Annotated in this window: 16 protein-coding genes; 7 read left to right on the top strand and 9 right to left on the bottom strand. The window is 70.7% G+C overall.

Going from position 1 to position 18,387, the window contains the following annotated elements:
• Window positions 1-5 precede the first annotated feature (5 nt).
• A complete protein-coding gene (locus OHV05_RS13460) occupies window positions 6-1,007 on the top strand; it encodes an ADP-ribosylglycohydrolase family protein (protein WP_405017857.1) in 1,002 nt (333 codons plus the stop codon).
• Window positions 1,008-1,046: 39 nt separating this feature from the next.
• Here OHV05_RS13460 and OHV05_RS13455 read toward each other — a convergent pair whose 3' ends face one another.
• From OHV05_RS13455 to OHV05_RS13435, 5 genes are all read right to left on the bottom strand, one after another.
• Window positions 1,047-2,483 (bottom strand): cellulose binding domain-containing protein, encoded by a 1,437-nt coding sequence (locus OHV05_RS13455; protein ID WP_405017856.1) that lies wholly within the window; start codon window positions 2,481-2,483, stop codon window positions 1,047-1,049.
• Window positions 2,484-2,551: 68 nt separating this feature from the next.
• Window positions 2,552-4,054, bottom strand: coding sequence for a beta-N-acetylhexosaminidase (locus OHV05_RS13450; protein ID WP_405017855.1), 1,503 nt, complete (start codon window positions 4,052-4,054; stop codon window positions 2,552-2,554).
• Between the two features lie 35 nt (window positions 4,055-4,089).
• The gene (locus OHV05_RS13445) at window positions 4,090-4,917 is read right to left on the bottom strand and encodes a carbohydrate ABC transporter permease (protein ID WP_405017854.1); all 828 of its coding nucleotides are present in this window, start codon (window positions 4,915-4,917) and stop codon (window positions 4,090-4,092) included.
• Window positions 4,914-5,825 carry a carbohydrate ABC transporter permease gene (locus tag OHV05_RS13440; RefSeq protein ID WP_405017853.1) on the bottom strand — a complete coding sequence of 304 codons (912 nt, stop codon included), beginning with the start codon at window positions 5,823-5,825 and terminating at the stop codon, window positions 4,914-4,916. The genes OHV05_RS13445 and OHV05_RS13440 overlap by 4 nt, the downstream gene beginning before the upstream one ends.
• Window positions 5,822-7,081: an extracellular solute-binding protein gene (locus OHV05_RS13435; protein ID WP_405017852.1), complete on the bottom strand. Its 1,260-nt coding sequence runs from the start codon at window positions 7,079-7,081 to the stop codon at window positions 5,822-5,824. The genes OHV05_RS13440 and OHV05_RS13435 overlap by 4 nt, the downstream gene beginning before the upstream one ends.
• A gap of 199 nt (window positions 7,082-7,280) precedes the next feature.
• Between OHV05_RS13435 and OHV05_RS13430 the strand changes: the two genes are divergently transcribed.
• A complete protein-coding gene (locus OHV05_RS13430) occupies window positions 7,281-8,126 on the top strand; it encodes a GntR family transcriptional regulator (protein WP_405017851.1) in 846 nt (281 codons plus the stop codon).
• Here the strand turns inward: OHV05_RS13430 and OHV05_RS13425 are convergent.
• From OHV05_RS13425 to OHV05_RS13410, 4 genes are all read right to left on the bottom strand, one after another.
• Window positions 8,123-9,136 carry an ADP-ribosylglycohydrolase family protein gene (locus tag OHV05_RS13425; RefSeq protein WP_405017850.1) on the bottom strand — a complete coding sequence of 338 codons (1,014 nt, stop codon included), beginning with the start codon at window positions 9,134-9,136 and terminating at the stop codon, window positions 8,123-8,125. The genes OHV05_RS13430 and OHV05_RS13425 overlap by 4 nt on opposite strands.
• Window positions 9,137-9,269: 133 nt before the next feature.
• The gene (locus OHV05_RS13420) at window positions 9,270-10,535 is read right to left on the bottom strand and encodes a DUF2786 domain-containing protein (RefSeq protein WP_405017849.1); all 1,266 of its coding nucleotides are present in this window, start codon (window positions 10,533-10,535) and stop codon (window positions 9,270-9,272) included.
• A 111-nt stretch (window positions 10,536-10,646) separates the two neighbouring features.
• Complete coding sequence (locus OHV05_RS13415; protein ID WP_405017848.1) at window positions 10,647-12,230, bottom strand: transporter; 1,584 nt, start codon at window positions 12,228-12,230, stop codon at window positions 10,647-10,649.
• Window positions 12,227-12,988, bottom strand: a complete 762-nt coding sequence (locus OHV05_RS13410; RefSeq protein ID WP_057231379.1) for an ABC transporter ATP-binding protein — start codon at window positions 12,986-12,988, stop codon at window positions 12,227-12,229. The genes OHV05_RS13415 and OHV05_RS13410 overlap by 4 nt, the downstream gene beginning before the upstream one ends.
• Window positions 12,989-13,153: 165 nt before the next feature.
• On the opposite strand from OHV05_RS13410, the gene OHV05_RS13405 reads away from it, so the two are divergent.
• From OHV05_RS13405 to tuf, 5 genes are all read left to right on the top strand, one after another.
• Window positions 13,154-13,690 carry a DUF1707 and DUF4190 domain-containing protein gene (locus OHV05_RS13405; protein ID WP_405017847.1) on the top strand — a complete coding sequence of 179 codons (537 nt, stop codon included), beginning with the start codon at window positions 13,154-13,156 and terminating at the stop codon, window positions 13,688-13,690.
• A gap of 299 nt (window positions 13,691-13,989) precedes the next feature.
• Window positions 13,990-14,361 (top strand): 30S ribosomal protein S12, encoded by a 372-nt coding sequence (rpsL, locus tag OHV05_RS13400; protein WP_014144289.1) that lies wholly within the window; start codon window positions 13,990-13,992, stop codon window positions 14,359-14,361.
• A gap of 3 nt (window positions 14,362-14,364) precedes the next feature.
• Window positions 14,365-14,835, top strand: a complete 471-nt coding sequence (gene rpsG, locus OHV05_RS13395) for a 30S ribosomal protein S7 (RefSeq protein ID WP_030457432.1) — start codon at window positions 14,365-14,367, stop codon at window positions 14,833-14,835.
• Window positions 14,836-14,874: 39 nt separating this feature from the next.
• Entirely contained in the window at window positions 14,875-16,980 is a 2,106-nt protein-coding gene (gene fusA, locus OHV05_RS13390; RefSeq protein ID WP_405017846.1) for an elongation factor G, read from the top strand.
• 181 nt (window positions 16,981-17,161) lie between these two features.
• The gene (gene tuf, locus OHV05_RS13385; protein ID WP_403036626.1) at window positions 17,162-18,355 is read left to right on the top strand and encodes an elongation factor Tu; all 1,194 of its coding nucleotides are present in this window, start codon (window positions 17,162-17,164) and stop codon (window positions 18,353-18,355) included.
• Window positions 18,356-18,387 lie beyond the last annotated feature (32 nt).

Here is an 18,387-nt window from a genome sequence, read left to right as displayed (position 1 = left end):
GGGACATGAAGCGGGCGACGGGCACACTGCTGGGTCTGGCGATCGGCGACGCGCTGGGCAAGCCGACCGAGTTCAAGCCGATCGCCGAGCTGGAGCGGTGGTGCCCCGACTGGCGCGAACAGCAGCTGCCCAGGCCCGCGCTGGTGACGGACGACACCCAGATGGCACTGGCCCTGGCCCGGGGTCTGCGGACCGCTCAGGAGCGCGGCCCGCTGGCCCCGCTGCGGCTGACCCGGCCGGTCCGGGAGGAGTTCGTGTTCTGGTACTTCGACCCCGAGAACAACCGGGCGCCGGGCCGCACCTGCATGCAGGCCTGCAGGCGGCTCAGCAAGGACACGAACAGCTGGCAGCAGGCCAGCGACGTCGGCTCGAAGGGCTGCGGCGCCAACATGCGGGTGGCCCCGGTCGGCCTGCTCCCCGGGCTGACCGACCGGGCCAGGTCCGGGGCCGCGCAGCTCCAGTCGGCGCTGACCCACGGCCACCCGACCGCGCTGGCGGCCAGCGACCTCACCGCGTACACGGTGCGGCTGCTGGTGGACGGCGTCGAGCCGGCCGAACTGCCCGCCCGGCTGCGGGAGTACGCCCTGCAGACGAGGGTCAGGGGCTACGACGAGTACTGGCTCGGCGACCTCGCCGCCCATGCACAGGACCGGTCGCCGAAGGCGTTCAGCGACCGGGGCTGGGACGACTGTCTGCTCGAACTCGACCGGCTGGACGCCGCGTTGGCCCGGCCGGAGCCGGAGGGCGACCCGTGTGCGGTGACCGGCGAGGGCTGGGTGGCGGAGGAGGCGTTCGGCACCGCACTGCTCTGCTTCCTGCTGTTCCCGGACGACCCGTTGGCGGCGGTCCGGCGCGGTGCGTTCTCCTCCGGCGACTCGGACTCGATCGCCTGCCTGGCCGGCGCCTTCGCGGGTGCCAGGCACGGTGCGGCGGCCTGGCCGGCCGAGTGGGTGCGGCGTATCGAGTACCGGGACGAACTGCTGGAGTTCGGCGCGCTCTGGGACTGATCGGTCACCCGGGGCCCGGCGGCCCCGGGTGACCGTGGGTCAGACGGTGTCCTTGAAGGTGGTCCCGGCCGAGCGCAGGGCCGCCACGTTGGCGGTGACCTGGGCCGGGCTGAGCACCTGGTCCTTCACGTAGTAGACGTAGTCGACCTGCTCGTCGTACGAGCGCGGGGTGCTGCTGGTCTGGCCGTTGAGGTCGATCAGCCAGTGGTTGAAGTCGATCCACTGCGGCGTCTCGGGCAGGTACGGCTCGCCGTGGGTGGCGAACTGCACGCCGTCGATCCAGTAGGTGATGGCGGAGTTGTCGACGGTCAGCAGCAGGTCGTGCCAGCCGTCGTAGGAGCGGCGCTGCTCGCCGTGCGCGTTCACCGCGTTCCACGGGTCGGGGTTGTAGGTCTCCCAGGACGTGGTGTACATGATGTTGCCGGTCTCGCCCCAGCCGCCGTTCGGCAGGTACTCGAAGTCCTGCTCGCTGTAGTCCGGGTCCATCGGCTGGATGAGCGGGGTGAAGGTGAAGAAGGTCTGGTTGACGTGGTCGCCGTCCGGGCCGCCGGTCGGGGCGTCGTCGAACTTCACCCGGGCCGCGTAGGTGCCGTTCTTGAACTTCCGCGCGGTGGTCTGGAGTTCGGTCTCCTTGGTGCCGGCCGCGGTGCCGTCGGTGGTCAGCCGCATGTTCATGATGCTGTTGCCGCCGGTGGCGGCGAAGGTGATGTCGGCCGGTGACCAGGTCGCGCCGGGCACCCCCGGGCCGCCCTGGCCCGACTTCACCGTCCAGCCGTGCTGCTGGAGTGAACTGTCCGAGCTGGTGCCGTAGTTGAAGTCGTCGAAGAGCACCGGCGCGTTCGGGTTCGGCGGCGTGCTGGTGCTGCCGGACGGTGACGGCGAAGGCGACGGGCTGGGGGTGTTGCCCGCCGGCGCGGTACCGAAGATCACCGCGCCGGAGCGCTGCACGGTCACCTTGTCCCAGGTGACGTACGAGGTCTGAGCGCCGCTGAAGGAGTAGTCGTCGGACTGGGTGACGGTCTGCCAGTCCGCGCGGTAGAACCGGAGCTGGAGGTCCCCGGTGGACTGTCCGGGAGCGAGCGAACCGGCCCCGGCGGTGAAGCCGACCTCCAGGTAGCGGTCGGCGGTGGCGGTCGGGTTGGCGAGCGTGCCGAAGCTGCCGGTGACGTTGGCGCAGCCCTTCACCGCCCAGGAGCAGGCGAAGCGGTAGTTCACCGCGGGGCCGTCGGACTTGAAGTAGTAGCGCAGGGTCAGCTGACTGAGCGGCACCGTGCCGGTGCCGGTGTTGGTGAGCTGGAACCACGGCTCGACCTGGTCGGCGGTGGCCCCGCTCGCACTGGTCCGGTACTGGGCGGTGACCGCCTCCCCGGCCGCCGAGGCGGTCGGGGTGAGCAGCACGGAGCCGGCCAGCCCGGCGGCCGCGCAGACGGCCAGGGCCGCCCGCAGCCGGGTGTTGGTACGCAGTCGTGCGGACATCGGAGTCCTTTCCTCGTGGGGGAGTTGCTGCGCGTACGGGCGCGGTGTCGGGGCGCGCCCGGTCTTGCTCACCTCCGGGCCCCGACCCCGAACGCCGCGAGGCGCCGCTCGTGCCGGGGCAGGGCCGGGAGGAAGTCGGTGGTGTAGTCCGAGGCCGGGTTCCAGGCCCGGTCGGCCAGGGCCGCCAGCCGGGGGAAGGCCAGGTGGTCGAACTCGTCCTGGGTGCGGACGAACTCGGTCCAGAACTGGGCCTGGGTGCCGAGCACCCGGCTCCGCTCGGCGTCCGTCCAGTGCGCCGGGGTCGGCTCGTTGGCGTGCACGGTGGCCAGGTCGACCACGACACCGGCCTGGCCGAGCGGCTCGTCCGGGTGGTCGCGCTGGGGGTAGTCCAGGTAGGTGGAGCGGTGCGGGGCCATCACCACGTCGTGCCCCCGGCGAGCCGCCGCCAGCCCGTGGTCACCGTCTCGCCAGGGCATCACGGTGAACTCGGGCGGCAGGCTGGAGGTGCTGTCCTCGGCCCAGCAGACCGGCTTCCGCCCCTGCTCCAGCAGGAAGCCGCCGACCTGGCCGAGGAACCAGCCGTGCAGCTCCTTCGGCGCGGCCAGCCCGAGTTCGGCGGCCCGGGCCACGGCGGCCGGGCTGCGCTCCCACTCGTCGGTCGGGCACTCGTCGCCGCCCAGGTGCAGGTAGCGGGACGGGAACAGGTCGGCGACCTCGCCGAGCACGGTGCGGCAGAAGTCCAGCACCCGGTCGTGCACGCCGAGCACGTTCTCGCAGACCCCCCAGTCGGTCCAGACCTCCAGCTGCCGGTCGGGGCGGTTGCCCAGCTCGGGGTAGGCGGCCAGCGCGGCCCGGGTGTGGCTGGGCATCCCGATCTCGGGCAGCACGGTCACCCCGCGCACCGCGGCGTACCGGACCAGCTCCGCCAACTCGCCCTTGGTGTAGGAGCCCTGGTGCGGCCGGTCGTCGTAGCGGGTGGACCCGGCCGGCCCGACCATCGACCGGGCCCGGCGGGAGCCGACCTCGACCAGCCGGGGGTACGCGTCGACCGGGAACCGCCAGCCCTGGTCGTCGGTCAGGTGCAGGTGCAGCACGTTCAGCTTGTGCAGCGCGAGCAGGTCGACCGTCCGGAGCAGGAACGGCAGCGGCTGGAAGTGCCGCGCCACGTCCAGCAGTGCACCGCGCCAGGCGTGCCGGGGAGCGTCGGTGATCTCGACGCAGGGCAGCCGCCAGACCACCCCGGGGGCGGGGTCCGGGGACAGCGCCTCGGGCGGCAGCAGCTGACGGAGCGTCTGGACGCCGTGCCGCAGCCCGGCCGGGCCGTCGGCGGTCAGCCGGACGCCGTCGGGGGTGACGCTCAGGCGGTAGCCCTCGCCCGTGCCGCCGGTCAGCGCGAGGCGGACCGCACCGTCCCCGGCGGGCGGCAGCGGCAGGCCGGTGGCCGGGCCGAGCAGGGTGCGGAGCAGCGCGCCGGCCGGTCCGGCGTCGCCCGGGGCGTGCACGGCGGTGTCCCGGTCCAGGATGAACTTGCCCGCAGTGTATGTGAGTTCGACGGGGGTTGGCAGGATCACGAGCGGTCCTCCGTTGGTGGGCTCTGTTGGTGGGCTCAGCCCTTGACGGCACCGGCGGTCATGCCGGTGGTGACCTTGTTCTGCAGGACCAGGAAGACCAGCAGCACGGGGAGCATGAAGAGCGAGGCGGCGGCCATGGTGGCGCCCCAGTCGGTGCCGAAGACGTTGCCGAAGGAGGAGAGCCAGACCGGCAGGGTGCGGGCGTCCTGGTTCTTGATGATCAGCGTGTTGGCGAAGGCGAACTCGTTCCACGCCGTGATGAAGCCGAACAGCGAGGTGGCGAGCAGACCGGGGGCCAGCAGCGGCAGGGTGACCCGGCGGAACGCGGCCGGCCGGGTGCAGCCGTCCACCTGGGCGGCCTCCTCCAGCTCGGCGGGCACGGTGGCCAGGAAGCCGCGCAGGGTGACGATGGTGAAGGGCAGCGTGGTCATGAAGTAGACCAGGGTGAGCATGGTCAGGCTGTCCAGCAGGCCGGTGTCCCGGGCGATCACGTACATCGGGATCAGCAGCGCCTCCCAGGGCGCCATCTGCGCGGTGAACACCAGCAGCACGAACGCCTTCCGGCCGCGCCAGCGCAGCCGGCCGACCGCGAACACGGCGGGCAGCGCGACCAGCAGGGCGAGCAGCACGGCGCCGACCGTGACCAGCAGGCTGTTGCGCCAGTACCCGGCGAAGCCGGCCGAGCCGACGGCGGCGCGGAAGTGTTCCAGGGTCGGGTGCAGCGGGAGGAAGGTCGGGGTCTCGGCCTGGATCTCGGTGCTCGGCTTGAAGGCGGTCAGCACCATCCAGTAGACCGGGAAGACCGCGACCGCCAGGACGGTCAGCGCCGCGAGGTCGAGCGGCAGCCGGCGCAGGATTCTCATGACTCCTCCTCGCGTTCCTGACGGAACATCCGGCGCAGGTTGAACAGCAGGGCACCGAGCAGGATCAGCACGGTGAGGGTGGAGGCGGCCGAGCCGACGTCGTACTTGTGCAGCGACTGGGCGACCTGGAAGGCGTACACCGGCAGGGTGGTGGTGGCGCCGCTCGGGCCGCCCTGGCTGACCACCCAGATCTGGGCGAAGCACTTGAAGGTCCAGATCACCTCCAGCGAGACCACCAGGGTGAACAGCGGCCGGAGCAGCGGGAAGGTGACCAGCCGGAAGGTCTGCCACCGCCCGGCGCCGTCGAGCCGGGCCGACTCGTACAGCTCGGCCGGGACGGTGGTCAGGCCGCCGTACAGGGTGAGCGCGGCGAACGGGACCGACTGCCAGACCACCAGCGTCACCAGGACGGCGAAGGTCGGGCCGCCGTGCGCGAACCAGGCGTAGTCCCGGAAGCCGGGCAGCCCCAACTGGTCAAGCAGCCAGTTGACCACTCCGAACCGGGACTGGAACAGCCACTGGAAGACCGTGGTCGCCGCGATCACCGGGGTGGCCCAGGTGAGCACCAGGGCGCTCAGCACCGCCAGCCGCAGCCACCGGCCGAGCCGGACCAGCAGCAGCGCGACGAGGGTGCCGAGCACCGTGATCAGCACGGTGTTCAGCGCCGTCCAGAGCAGCGTGCGCCGGACCACGGTCCAGAACTCCGGGTCGCCGAGCAGCTCGGTGTAGTTCCGCAGGCCGACGAACTCCGCGTTGCCCTTGATGAGTTGGGCCAGCCGGAAGTGCTGGACGGACATCAGCAGGTTGCGCAGCACGGGGTAGACCAGCAGATAGGCGGCGCCCAGCAGGGTCGGGGCGACCAGCAGGTAGGGCCAGAGGTCACCGAGCCGGGCCCGGGCGGCGGTCATCCGGCGCTGTTCAGGGCCTTGGTGATCGCCTCGGAGGCCTTCCGCCCGGCAGCGGGGTCGGCTCCGGTGAGCACCTGGGTGAGGAACTGCTTGACCGGGTTGTTGGCCTCCACCGCCGCCCAGTTGGGGGAGTTGGGGGTGGCGTGGCCGTTCACCGCGCCGGCCGCCATCGCGGCCGCGCCCTCGTTGCCGCTCAGCACTCCGGCCAGCGAGGTGCGGTTGGGGACGTAGCTCATCTCCCTGGCGATCTCGGTCTGCCACTTGGCGCCGGCCAGTTCCCTGACCACCTGGTACGCGGCGTCGGCGTGTCCGGACGCCTCGGGGACCACCAGGTCGGAGCCGCCGGTGAAGACCGCGCCGGGCCTGGCGGCGGTCTTGCCGGGGATCGGGAAGAAGCCCAGCTTGTCCTTGAGGTCCCGGTTGGCCTTGAGGATCGCGGCGGCGCCGCCGGGGGAGGAGATGATCTGGGCGGTCTTCCCCTTGGCGAACACCTCGGCCTGCAGCGGCTTGGCCTCGTCGGAGTCCTTCGGGCCGTGGCCGAGCGCCTGGAGCTGCCGGTAGAACGCGGTCGCGGCGGCGGCCTGCGGGGTGTCCAGGGCGCCCTGCCACCGGCCGTCGGAGCCCTTGACCGCGAGGTCGCCACCCTCGTCCCAGAGGAAGCCCGCGAGTACGAACCAGTTCTGCCCCGGCAGGTAGATCCCTTCGGTGTCACCGGAGTTGAGCTTGGCGGTGGCGGCCGTCCACTCCTCCCGGGTCGTCGGCGGGGTGCTGATCCCGGCCTGGGCGAACAGGTCCTTGCGGTAGATCACCACCCGGTTCGCGGCGTACCAGGGGATGCCGTACTGCCTGCCGTCCACCTTGCCGGGCTCGGCCAGGCCGGGCAGCCAGTCGGCGCCGTTCAGCTCGGCGGTCTTCGCGGAGAGGTCGCGGACGCCGCCGCCGGCCGCGTACTGGGCGACCTGGGTGTTGCCGACCTCGATCACGTCGGGGGCGTCGTTGCTGGCCAGGGCGCTGGTGATCTTCTGGCCGATGCCGTCCCACTCCTGGATCTGGATCTTCAGGGTGGTGCCGGGGTGGGTGGCCTCGAAGTCGGCCTCGAAGCGCTGGAGCAGGCCGTCGGTGAGGCTGTCGCGCATGATCCAGACGGTCAGTTCGGCCGGTCCTGCGGCGGTCGAGGAGTCGGCGGAGGAGGAGCAGCCGGCCGCCGTGAGCAGGGTGACGGCGGCGAGTGAGAGGGGGAGCAGGCGGGAACGCACGGGGATGCCACCTCGGTGTGGGGGTTTACCAGTTGGGCCAGTGGTAAGAGAAGGTGGCATGGACCAGTTGGGGCGTCAATACCCTTGCCCTGACCGGGATCTGGCGGAACGCGGGGGGCTCCATGGCGTCAAGATCGAAGAACGGCTAGGCTCAAGTGGTCAGAGTCGGCATACTGGTCAGGTCAGAGGGGGCGCCAAGATGGCGGAGACGGTGGGCCCGGCGTTCAAGCGCACCCGGGTGCGGGACTACCTGCGGGACTTGGTGGAGGCCCGCTCGGCCGGCGACCCCATCCCCTCCGAGCGCACGCTCTGTGAACAACTCGGGGTCTCCCGGCCCACCCTCAGGTCGGCGGTGGACGAGCTGGTCAGCACCGGTCTGATCGTCCGCGAGCACGGCCGGGGCATGTTCGTCGCCCCCGCGAAGATCACCCAGGAGCTGACCGCCGCCCCCGAGGAGCACGCCTTCACCGCTCCCCGGGTCGGTGGCTCCTGGGCCGGGCGGGTGCTGGAGTTCTCGGTGCTCCGGGCCGGCGCCCGGGTCGGCCGAAAGCTCCACCTGTCACCGACGGCCGAGATCGCCCACATCGCCCGGCTGCGCCTGGTCGACGGCGAACCGATGGCCATCGAATACCTGTACGTACCGGCCGAGTTGGTGCCCGGGTTGGCGCCGGGTGACATGGAGAGCGGCGATTTCTACGAGCTGCTCCGCGAGCGCCACGGCGTCCGGGTGCACCAGGCCGTCCAGTCCATCGAACCCACCGTGGTCAGCGAGAAGGAGGCCCAACTGCTCGGCGTCCCGCCCTTCTCGCCCGCCCTGCACTTCGAACGCCTCACCACCGACCACGACGGCCGCCCGGTCGAGTACGTCCACTCGCTCTACCGCGGCGACCGCTACCGCATCCTGTCCCGCATCACCCTCGGCGAGACCGCCCCGCCCCCGGCGGGCGCGGCCGACCGCCACCACCCCGGCATCCCCCCGGGCGACCTCACCACCCCGCGCAGCAGCCACACCCTGACCACGGGGGACGTGCAGTCGGTGCTCTAGTGCCGGGCCCCGGTGTGCTTCAGCAGCGCGTCGGCCATCCGGACGATCAGCTCCCGGCCCTCCACCACGGCCAGCCAGTCGGCCGGCAGGGCCGCCGCGCCGTACAGCGCGCCGACCAGGTTGCCGCAGACCGCACCGGTGGAGTCGCTGTCACCGGAGTGGTTGACCGAGAGCAGCAGCGCCGAACGGGCGTCGGGGGCGGCCAGCGCGCAGTACACCGCGATGGCGAGGCACTCCTCCGCGATCCAGCCCAGCCCGACCCGCTCCACCGCCTCGGCCGACGGCGGGCCCTCGGCGGCGATCCGGACCGCCCGGTCCAGCGCCTCGACGGTCTCGCCCGCGTTCGGGTGGTCAGCCAGCAACTCGACGGTGGCCGCCAGGGCCTGCGGCAGCGGCAGGCCGGTCAGGATCAGGTCGAGCAGCGCCGCGAACGCGCCTGCGGCGAGCTGTCCGGTGGGGTGACCGTGGGTCAGCTGGGCGCACTGGGCGGCCTGTTCGAAGGAGTCCTCGGGCCCCTGGCCGAGCAGGCCGAACGGTGCCGAGCGCATCACCGTGCCGCAGCCCTTGGAGTGCCCGTTCACCGGCCCGACCGCCCCGGTCGGCACCGGCGGCACGAACTCCGGGTGGTCGGCCAGCCCGCTCAGGCAGGCATTGCCCGGCGCCCGGCGGGCGTACAGGAACGCGTGGGCCAGCAGGGGTGAGGCGGGGGCCGGTCCCGGGCCCTCCTGATGCTGGGTCAGCAGCCAGTGCCGGTACGACCGGTGCAGGTCGTTCGGGGTACCGCCGGCCAGCAGCCCCTCGACGGTGAACAGCGTCATCTGGGTGTCGTCGGTGATGTCCCCGGCCCGGTCGCCCGGCCGTTCGGCAGCCCGCAGACCGGTCACGCCGGCCGGGCCGAAGTCGTCGCGGATCCGCTCCAGCGGCCGGAACTCGACGGGCCAGCCGAGAGCGTCGCCCAGGGCACCGCCCAGCAGGGAACCGTGCACACGATCGATACGGGAGATGGTCATCGCCCGAAGGTACGCGACCGCTCTCTTGGCAGAGCCCCGAGCCCCTGGTGGTGCACCACGTGCCAAAAGGTCGGCGTCGCCCGCGCGGCGGAGCCGCACAACATGCAGAGCCCCGAGCCCTGGCGGATGCCCGTCAGCGGTCGATGGCGTCGGTGCCGTGGTGGAGGGCGGCGCGGTCGGCGGCGGCGCGGCCCTCGTGCCAGCCGTGGGCGTTGCTGATCCGGACCCGTTGGGTGGTGAGCTTGGGGAACATCTCGCCGAGGGCGTGGTCGACGGCCTGTTCGCGGGCGGCCAGCGCCGGGAGCAGGCGCTCGTCGGGGACGAGCTGCTCGCTGCTGCCGTCCGGGTTGAGGTGCCGGCCGGCCGCGGCTTCGCGGGTGGTCTCCTCGGTGGCGGTGGCCAGCCGCTCGCGGATCCGGGCGGCGTACGCGATCAGGAAGGACTGCCGGAACGACTTGGTCCTGGCCGCGCCCTCCTTGTGGTGCCGGCTGCCGGCCCGGTGCATGGTGGCGGTCGCCTGGACCAGCAGCGAGGTGTAGAGCAGCTCGACCGCGTCCAGGTCGGAGTCGAAGCCGACGATGGTGCAGAAGCCGAACTCCTTGGCCCAGACCGTGCGGCAGCGGTTCGCGGTGGCCACCGCGTCGAGCAGCATCGCCTTCGGGCTCTCGTACGGGTTGTCCACCCCGATCCGGAGGGCGCCGGGGGTGTCCCGGGAGGGCTGACCGACGGTCAGCAGGGCCTCGTCGATGGAGTGCTGGGCCACCAGTTGCTGGGCCTTGGCGGTGAGCGCCTCGGCCTCCTCGGGGAACTCGGTGGACTCGGCCTTGGCGAGCAGCGCCCGGATCCGGGACAGCATCCGGGGCTCGCCGGGCAGCGGTCCGGTCGACCGGTACACGGTGGCCCGGCCGGGGGTGGGGCCGACCGGGGTGACCGGCGGGAGCTGCGCCCAGAGCCGGTTCAGCTCCAGCACTGCGGTGGCCAGCGCGAACCGGTCCAGCCGGTGCCGGGCGGCGAACTCGGTGAGGTAGGTCTCGTCGCCGGACCACCAGAGCTCGACGGCCAGCTCGCGCAGCTGCTCGTGCCAGCGCCGATCCAGGGTGGCCGCCGGGTGCCTGCGGTTCTCGGCGGCGATCAGGTCGACCGCCAGCGGCTGGTGCACGGTGCCGAGCTCGCGCCGGACCAGCCGGACCAGGTCGGCGGGCCGCCAGCCGATCGCCCAGGCGCGGGTGACGGTGCGCTCGGTCTCGGCCAGCAGCGCCCGGCTGACCTGGGGCCAGTCGGCGGCCGCCAGCATCGAGGCGGCGGTGTCGAGCGCCAGGTCGAGGGTGTCGGGGAAGGCGGCGACGACCTGGGCTGCGGCCTGGGTGACCAGGGCTTCGGCGGCGGACGGCTGGGCCACGGGGGATCGCCTCGAGAAGTTGGGGGTTGAACTGGCAATGATGCCCGAGCCCGGGACGGTCCGGGCTCGGGCATCGGGTTCAGCGTTCGATCAGGCCGGTGCGCGGGGGCCTCACCGCTCGATCGCGGTGGCCAGGATCTCCGGCAGCCGGTCCAGCAGCCGCCCGGCGGCGAACCGGGTGCCGACCAGGGCCAGCAGCAGCCCGTAGCCGAGGCCGAGGGGCAGCAGCGCCCAGCCCGGCAGGGCGAGCAGCAGCAGCGCCACCGGGGCGGTGATCGCCGCCACCCCGAGCATCGAGCCGAAGGTGTTCAGCACCACCACGCCGCTCTGGCCCGGGGCGGCGTTCCGCATCGGGTTGGAGTCGGCCGGCATCGCGTACGGCGCCAGCACGCTGAGCAGCGCGCCCAGGCCGACCCCGGCGCCGAGCGCGGCGTAGGTCAGGCCGAGGGCGGGGACCAGCTGGGACCACTGCCCGGTGGCGGCGGCCAGCACCAGGCCGAGCAGGGTGCTGACCGGTGCGGCGTACGAGATCACCGCGTAGGCCCGGCCGCGCAGCTCGTCCCGGGCGTCGGTAGGGGTGGCCAGGGTGCTGGAGACCATCCAGAACGCCGAGCCGTCCATGCCGAACAGGTTGACCATCTGCAGACCGAGCATCAGCCCGGCCATCACCACCACGTACACGGTGCCCCAGCCCTGGACCACCGAGAGCACGCAGAACACCAGGGTCATCCCGATGCTGGTGAAGACCGCCGCCTTGGCCCGGGGCTCGCGCCAGGCGTACCGGAGGTGACGCTGCATCACCGCGCCGACCCGGCCCTCGGGGAAGAGGTTCCGGGTGGACCGGCCGACCGACTTGGTGGCGATCAGGGTGGACGAGTCCGCGGTGACCATCAGGTCCTGCAGGCTCCGCCGCCACCAGCGCAGCAGCAGCACCAGCAGGGCGCCGGTGGCGGCCAGCTGGAGCAGCGCCAGCGGGACGGAGTCCCCGGCGGTGCGTGCCGAGTCCAGCGCGCTGACCGGCGGGATCCAGCGCAGCACCGAGGCGAACGGCTTCAGCGGGGAGAGGTCGAGGCCCGACTCCCCGGCCCGGCCGAAGATGCTCTGCGAGGCGAGGTTGCCGACCTGCACCAGGACCGCGAACAGCAGGCCGCCGAAGATGGCGAAGTCCTTGCCCCGGCGGCTGGAGAGCAGCTTGGCGTTCCCGGCGGCGACCGCGCGGGAGACGGTGACCAGACAGGCCACCGTCAGCGGCACCCCGAGCACGGCGAACGGGACCGACACCGCCCCCGCGGCGGCGGCGGTTCCGGCGCCGGTCAGCAGCACCAGCGCGATCACCGGTCCAGGACCGATCAGCGCGGCCAGCAGGGTGCCGCGCAGCAGCGGGCCCGGCCGCAGCGGCAGCATGGTGAGCCGGGTCGGGTCCGAGCTCTCGTCGCTGCTGAACAGGAAGAGCGGCAGCGCCGCCCAGCCGATCACCAGCGAGGTGGTGAGCATCACGGCGGCGTCGGCGGCGCCGGCGTGGCCGTGCAGGAAGGCGAAGCCGGTGGCGATCGCGGCGGTGAACAGCAGGCCGACCACCGAGCCGATCACGTACAGCGCCCGGCGGCCGGGGCTGCGGCGCAGACCGTTGGCGAGCAGCCGGAGCTTGAGCGAGACCAGGGTCCGGACCACCACCCGGTCGGAGGGGAGGCTCATCGGGCCTCGCCCAGCCAGTCCAGGCTCTGCTCGTCCTGCTCGCGGACCCCGATCAGGTCGAGGAAGGCGGTGTGCAGCGAGCGCTCGCCCCGGACGGTGTCCAGCGGGCCCTGGGCGATCACCTGGCCCGCGTTTATCACCGCGACCCAGTCGCAGAGCTGCTCGACCAGCTCCATCACGTGGCTGGAGAAGACCACGGTGGAGCCGCTGGCGGCGTACCGCTTGAGCACACCCCGGATGGTCTGCGCGGAGACCGGGTCGACGCCCTCGAAGGGCTCGTCCAGGAACAGCACGTCCGGGTTGTGCAGCAGGGCGGCGGCCAGGCCGATCTTCTTCCGCATACCGGTCGAGTAGTCGGCGACCAGTTTGTCCGCGGCGGCGGACAGGTCGAGGACGGTCAGTAGCTCCTCGGCCCGGCGGTCCACCTCGGCGCCCGGCAGGCCGCGCAGCCGGCCGTTGTACTGGAGCAGCTCGCGCCCGCTCAGCCGTTCGAACATCCGCAGCCCCTCGGGCAGGATGCCGATCCGCGCTTTCACCCCGACCGGGTCGGTCCAGACGTCGGCGCCGTGCACCAGCACGGTGCCCTGGTCCGGCCTGAGCAGGCCGGTGACCATCGAGAGCGTGGTGGTCTTGCCGGCCCCGTTGGGGCCGACCAGGCCGATGAAGGAGCCGGCGGGCAGGTCCAGGGTGAGTCCTGCGACCGCGGCGTGGTCGCCGAAGCGCTTCCACAGGTTGTGGATGCTGACGGCAGGTGTCATGTGGGTACTCCTGTTGGTACGGATGTGCGGTCAGCTTCGCAGAGGTGGGGCGGCCGGCGGCACCCGACCATGGACGGGAGTTCTGCTCCGATCGGGTGGATGTGCAACTGACGCGGTGTGCCGTTCGTCATGCACCATGAGAGTCCGTCAGGAAGGTGGGCCGGGATGAGCATGCAGTCATGGGGACCGCAGCAGCCGCAGCCGTACGGCGCAGGTGCGGGCCAGGGTGCGATGCGCGCCGGGCACACCGACCGCGATCGCGCGGTGGACGTGCTCAAGGCCGCGTACGCCGAGGGCCGGCTGTCGGCGAACGAGTACAGCTCCCGGTTCGACGGGGTGCAGCAGGCCAAGACGTACGGTCAGCTCGCCTACCTGGTCTCGGACCTGCCGGTCGGTCCGGCGGTGCTGCCGATGGTGGGGCCGATGACCGGCCCGCCGATGATGATGCAGCCGGTGTACGCGCCCCGGCCGCGGAACAACCCGCTGGCGGTCGCCTCCCTGGTGCTGGGCCTGCTCTGCGTGCCGAGCTTCGGGCTGTTCGGCATCCCCGCGGTGGTGACCGGGCACCTCGCCAAGAACCAGCTGCGCGGCAGCGGCGAGGAGGGCGACGCGATGGCCACCACCGGGCTGGTGCTCGGCTGGCTTTCGGTCGGCGGCTGGGGGCTGCTGATCCTGCTCGGCTTGCTCGGCAGCGTCGCCTGAGGTATGCCGGAAGGACCCCTCCGCGCGGGCCGAGCTGCGGTGTTGCATTTGTTTTGACCGGCGCCGATGCGCTAGGTACGCTCTGATCTGTGCCTGGGGTGTCCCCGGGTCCTTGTGCGTGCCAGCAGACCGGCCGCCGTACCCGGAGTGTTCACCACTCCGTGAGCGCCGCCGCTGCACATCGGCTCATGGATTCCGCCCTCGTAAGAGGCTCAACACACCCGACCGCGTGGGTCGGGACGTTGGGGTCACCGCAGGTTAGTTTTACGCAGCCTTGGCACACAGAAAACGGAGAAACGGTGCCTACGATCCAGCAGCTGGTCCGAAAGGGCCGGCAGGACAAGGTCGAGAAGAACAAGACGCCCGCGCTGAAGGGTTCCCCTCAGCGCCGCGGTGTTTGCACGCGTGTGTACACCACCACCCCGAAGAAGCCGAACTCGGCGCTTCGCAAGGTGGCCCGTGTGCGCCTCACCAGCGGGATCGAGGTCACCGCCTACATTCCGGGTGAGGGCCACAACCTGCAGGAGCACTCCATCGTGCTGGTGCGCGGTGGCCGTGTGAAGGACCTTCCTGGTGTCCGCTACAAGATCATCCGCGGCTCGCTCGACACCCAGGGTGTCAAGAACCGCAAGCAGGCTCGTAGCCGCTACGGCGCCAAGAAGGAGAAGTAAGAAATGCCTCGTAAGGGTCCTGCCCCGAAGCGCCCGGTCATCATTGACCCGGTCTACGGCTCGCCGCTTGTGACCTCGCTGGTCAACAAGATCCTGCTGCACGGCAAGCGTTCCACCGCCGAGCGGATCGTCTACGGCGCCCTCGAGGGCGTCCGTGAGAAGACCGGTGCCGACCCCGTGGTCGCCCTCAAGCGCGCGCTTGAGAACGTCAAGCCCACCCTTGAGGTGAAGTCCCGCCGCGTCGGTGGCGCCACCTACCAGGTGCCGGTCGAGGTCCGTCCGGGCCGCGCCAACACCCTGGCGCTGCGCTGGCTGGTCGGCTACTCCCGCGCCCGTCGTGAGAAGACCATGACCGAGCGTCTGCTCAACGAGATCCTCGACGCCTCCAACGGCCTCGGTGCGTCCGTGAAGCGTCGCGAGGACACCCACAAGATGGCCGAGTCCAACAAGGCCTTCGCGCACTACCGCTGGTAGTCCCAACCCCGTCACTAGACAGAGAGAGAACGAGCCACCATGGCTGCAACCTCCCTTGACCTGGCCAAGACCCGGAACATCGGGATCATGGCCCACATCGACGCGGGCAAGACCACCACCACCGAGCGGATCCTGTTCTACACCGGTGTCTCGTACAAGATCGGTGAGGTCCACGATGGCGCTGCCACCATGGACTGGATGGAGCAGGAGCAGGAGCGCGGCATCACGATCACGTCGGCCGCGACGACCTGTCACTGGACGCTCGATGACAGCGATCACACGATCAACATCATCGACACTCCGGGTCACGTCGACTTCACCGTCGAGGTGGAGCGTTCGCTCCGCGTGCTCGACGGTGGCGTGACGGTCTTCGACGGCGTCGCCGGTGTCGAGCCCCAGTCCGAGACGGTGTGGCGTCAGGCCGACCGTTACGGTGTCCCGCGCATCTGCTTCATCAACAAGCTGGACCGCACGGGCGCGGACTTCTACTTCTGCGTGCAGACCATCGTGGACCGCCTCGGCGCGACCCCGCTGGTCATGCAGCTGCCGATCGGCGCCGAGGGCGACTTCGCCGGCGTCGTCGACCTGGTGAAGATGAAGGCCCTGGTCTGGTCCGCGGACGCCCCCAAGGGCGAGATGTACGACACCGTCGACATCCCGGCCGACCTGGCGGACAAGGCGGCCGAGTACCGCGAGGCGCTGCTCGACACCGTGTCCAACGTCAGCGACGAGGTGATGGAGCTCGCCCTCGAGGGCGAGGACATCCCCGAGGACCTGCTGGTCGCGGCGATCCGCAAGGGCACGCTGAACTCGGACTTCACGCCGATCTTCTGCGGCTCCGCGTTCAAGAACAAGGGCGTTCAGCCCCTGCTCGACGCGGTCGTCAAGTACCTGCCGTCGCCGCTCGACATCGAGGGCATCGAGGGCACCAAGCCCGGCGACGACTCGGTGAAGATCACCCGCAAGCCTTCGGACGACGAGCCGCTGGCCGCGCTGGCGTTCAAGATCATGTCCGACCCGCACCTCGGCAAGCTCACCTTCGTCCGGGTTTACTCGGGCCGCCTCGAGGCCGGCACCGCCGTCCTCAACGCGGTGAAGGGGCGCAAGGAGCGGATCGGCAAGATCTACCGGATGCACGCGAACAAGCGTGAGGAGATCGACTCGGTGGGCGCCGGCGACATCGTCGCCGTCATGGGTCTCAAGCAGACCACCACCGGCGAGACCCTGTCCGACGAGAAGCACCCGGTCATCCTGGAGTCCATGGACTTCCCGGCCCCGGTCATTCGCGTCGCGATCGAGCCGAAGTCGAAGGGTGACCAGGAGCGTCTGGGCACCGCGATCCAGCGGCTGGCCGAGGAGGACCCGTCCTTCCAGGTCAACACCGACGAAGAGACCGGCCAGACCATCATCGCGGGTATGGGCGAGCTGCACCTCGAGGTGCTGGTCGACCGTATGAAGCGTGAGTTCAAGGTCGAGGCCAACGTCGGCAAGCCGCAGGTCGCCTACCGCGAGACGATCCGCAAGGCCGTCGAGCGCATCGACTACACGCACAAGAAGCAGACCGGTGGCTCCGGCCAGTTCGCGAAGATCCAGATCGCGATCGAGCCGATCGAGTCCGGCGAGGGCTACGAGTTCGTGAACAAGGTCACCGGTGGCCGCGTTCCGCGCGAGTACATCCCGTCGGTCGACGCCGGCTGCCAGGAGGCCATGGAGTTCGGCGTTCTCGCCGGCTACCCGCTCCAGGGCGTCCGCGTCACCCTGCTCGACGGTGCCTCGCACGACGTCGACTCGTCCGAGCTCGCCTTCAAGATCGCCGGTTCCATGGCGTTCAAGGAGGGTGCTCGCAAGGCCAGCCCGGCCCTGCTCGAGCCGATGATGGCCGTCGAGGTCACGACGCCCGAGGACTACATGGGCGACGTGATCGGTGACATCAACTCTCGCCGTGGCCAGATCCGGTCCATGGACGAGCGTCACGGTGCCCGCGTCGTTTCGGCGCTGGTGCCGCTCTCCGAGATGTTCGGCTACGTCGGTGACCTGCGCAGCAAGACCTCTGGTCGCGCAAGCTACTCGATGCAGTTCGACTCGTACGCCGAGGTTCCGCGGAACGTGGCGGACGACATCATCGCCAAGGCCAAGGGTGAGTGACGTCCCGCAATCGGGATGTTCGTAAACCCTTAGGCTATTAGGAGGCGAACCTGGGGGATCCGTCCCGGATCCCCCAGGCTTCCTCCGCCCCCACCCGCGGGACGGCACGCTCCGTGCCAAACCCGATCAAAGACCAACTGACGTCAGCACGGCGTACAGAACTGTCCTCAGGAGGACTGCAGTGGCGAAGGCGAAGTTCGAGCGGACGAAGCCCCACGTCAACATCGGCACCATTGGTCACATTGACCACGGTAAGACGACCCTTACCGCGGCCATCACCAAGGTGCTGCACGACGCGTACCCGGAGATCAACCCCTTCACGCCGTTCGACCAGATCGACAAGGCGCCGGAGGAGCGGCAGCGCGGTATCACCATCTCGATCGCGCACGTCGAGTACCAGACGGAGGACCGTCACTACGCCCACGTCGACTGCCCGGGTCACGCGGACTACATCAAGAACATGATCACCGGTGCGGCCCAGATGGACGGTGCGATCCTCGTCGTCGCCGCCACCGACGGCCCGATGCCGCAGACCAAGGAGCACGTGCTCCTGGCCCGCCAGGTCGGCGTCCCGTACATCGTCGTCGCGCTGAACAAGTCCGACATGGTGGACGACGAGGAGATCCTGGAGCTCGTCGAGCTCGAGGTCCGCGAGCTGCTCTCCGAGTACGACTTCGACGGCGACAACCTGCCGGTCGTCCGCGTCTCGGCGCTGAAGGCGCTCGAGGGCGACAAGGAGTGGGGCGAGAAGCTCCTCGGCCTCATGAAGGCTGTCGACGAGAACATCCCCACCCCGGCGCGTGACGTCGAGAAGCCGTTCCTCATGCCGATCGAGGACGTCTTCACGATCACCGGTCGTGGCACCGTCGTCACCGGCCGCATCGAGCGTGGTGTCCTCAAGGTCAACGAGACTGTCGACATCATCGGCATCAAGGAGACCAAGACCACCACCACGGTCACCGGTATCGAGATGTTCCGCAAGCTGCTCGACGAGGGCCAGGCCGGTGAGAACGTCGGTCTGCTCCTCCGTGGCATCAAGCGCGAGGACGTCGAGCGCGGCCAGGTCATCATCAAGCCGGGTTCGGTCACCCCGCACACCGAGTTCGAGGCCCAGGCCTACATCCTGTCGAAGGACGAGGGTGGCCGTCACACCCCCTTCTTCAACAACTACCGCCCGCAGTTCTACTTCCGTACCACGGACGTGACCGGCGTCGTGACCCTCCCCGAGGGCACCGAGATGGTCATGCCGGGCGACAACACCGCCATGTCGGTCGTGCTGATCCAGCCGATCGCCATGGAGGAGGGCCTGAAGTTCGCCATCCGTGAGGGTGGCCGTACCGTCGGCGCCGGCCAGGTCACCAAGATCAGCAAGTAATTGCTGCTCTGACCTGCCTGCTCCACAGGCAC

The organism is Kitasatospora sp. NBC_00070 (genome assembly GCF_045041205.1).
In the GTDB taxonomy this organism is placed as follows: domain Bacteria; phylum Actinomycetota; class Actinomycetes; order Streptomycetales; family Streptomycetaceae; genus Kitasatospora.
The sequence above is the reverse complement of the archived record's forward strand: the minus strand, read 5'-3'. Positions and strand labels throughout refer to the sequence as shown.